Origin of the sequence: Weissella sp. DD23, assembly GCF_001579105.1 — a bacterium.
Lineage (GTDB): Bacteria > Bacillota > Bacilli > Lactobacillales > Lactobacillaceae > Weissella > Weissella cibaria.
Window position 1 is genome coordinate 285,960 of sequence record NZ_KQ970390.1, and the last position, 1,833, is coordinate 287,792.

The 1,833-nt window shown below is 44.9% G+C and carries 3 protein-coding genes and 1 riboswitch; all 3 genes read left to right on the plus strand.

The features are described 5' to 3' along the window. Positions 1–54: 54 nt before the first annotated feature. Positions 55–99: riboswitch (PreQ1 riboswitch) on the plus strand. A 5-nt stretch (positions 100–104) separates the two neighbouring features. Beyond that, entirely contained in the window at positions 105–602 is a 498-nt protein-coding gene (locus WEIDD23_RS01390; protein WP_010373592.1) for a QueT transporter family protein, read from the plus strand. Beyond that, positions 603–1,340 carry a 3-oxoacyl-ACP reductase gene (locus tag WEIDD23_RS01395; protein WP_010373590.1) on the plus strand — a complete coding sequence of 246 codons (738 nt, stop codon included), beginning with the start codon at positions 603–605 and terminating at the stop codon, positions 1,338–1,340. A 284-nt stretch (positions 1,341–1,624) separates the two neighbouring features. After that, a partial coding sequence (locus tag WEIDD23_RS14230) for a hypothetical protein (RefSeq protein ID WP_242865365.1) occupies positions 1,625–1,833 on the plus strand: 209 nt, incomplete at its 3' end.

A 1,833-nucleotide genomic window follows, 5' to 3' on the forward strand; every position in this document is an offset into this window, starting at 1 on the left:
CAACCCTGTCCGAAAAGCGTGGCTTGCTTGTCGGGTGTCATTTTGCTATTCTGTAGGTTAGTGGTTCGTAACCATCCCACTCAAAAAAACTAGGAGAATTGAAGATGGAAACAAAAAAGAAGTCTTTTTCAGCTCGTGATATATCCCTGATTGCCGTTATTGCTGCGCTTTATGCCGTGGCGACGGTGGCGCTACCATTTGCATCGTATGGTCCATTCCAGTTGCGCTTTTCAGAAGGGTTTAATCACCTGGTGGTTTTTAACAAGCGCTATATCATTGCACTGACAATTGGTGTATTTATCGCTAACATTTGGTCGCCGTATGGCATTGTTGATATGATCGTTGGAACAGCTGGAACGTTAGCAATGACGACGATGTCATACTTTGCGACACGCAAGGTAAAAAGCGTTGTGAAACGTTTAGCGATTAGTACGATTATTGATGCCTTGATGATGTGGGTCGTTGCTGCAGAGTTATACTTTATGGCGAAGACACCATTCTGGGCAACATTTGCTTGGACTGCGTTGGGGGAACTTGCTGCTTTGATTATTGGGGCAATTATTTTCTACCTATTAAGTCGTCGTGTTGATTTGGAAAAATAAATGATTACTCAAAATTATGAACGGCGGACGATTTTGCTGACTGGGGCAGCTTCCGGAATTGGATTTTCGCAAATGCAGACTTATTTGGCGGCCGGTGCAACTGTCATCGCGTTAGATAAACAAGTCATTTCAATTGATCATCCGCGCTTGAGAGCATTTCAACTAGACTTGGCCGATGAAGAACAGCTGGCAACGTGGTTAACAACGCATGTAAAGCTGTTGGAAAAGGTTGATATTGTGCTCTCAACTGCTGGTGTACTGGATGCCTTTACACCGGCATTAGCGACCACTTACCCAGCCATTAAACAACTGATGCAGGTCAATGTGTACGCGGCTGTTCAAATATCATTGGCGGTCCTACCATACATGGTAGCGCGCCAGGCTGGTACATTTGTTTTTATGGCATCGATCGCTGGTCAAGTTGCTGGCGGTGGTGGCGCTGCTTACACGATGTCAAAACATGCGCTGGTAGGATGGATGAAGCAATTGGCGTTAGATTATGCTGGCCAGGGGATTCGCGTCAATGCCATTGCGCCGGGTGCCATTAATACGCCAATGAATGCGGCTGATTTTGCTGGCGATGGTGCAATGGCAGCGCAAGTCGCAGCCGACACGCCTGTCAAACGGTGGGCTGATCCACAAGAAGTCGCAGATTTAACACTGTACCTAACGAGCCCGGAGGCGACGTACATCCAAGGGCAAGTGTTTACAATTGATGGTGGCTGGACAATCAAATGACATGAAATCGTCATATCACGTGTAAGCGGCAGAGAATGTCGTTTAATAAATCAAAAAATAAACCGAAACCGGTTGAATTCGTTTGGATTCAACCGGTTTTTTTCATGCACTTGTTAAGGATTATTCAGAGTTGTGATTATTTTTAGCACTCTATGCAAAAGAGTGCTAAAAAATACTTGTAATCAGTTTGTCACGGGTATATAATAATGTTACAAGGTAATGAGAGAGGGGTCTCAGCCTTGGTAGACTAAAAAATAAACGTAAAAAGGAGCGTAATTAAACTTATGGCAAATTACAATGACGCTTTTAACTCAGATATGAATGATATTTTCAACCGCATGATGGGCCGCATGGGTGGCTTGAACTCAGAGAACTCACGTTATTTGATTAACGGGCGTGAGGTGACGCCGGAAGAGTTTGCAGCTTATCGACAAAGTGGCCGCCTTCCTGGTCAAGAAGGTAATGACTTGCCAGAGGTTGAGCCACAGAATGG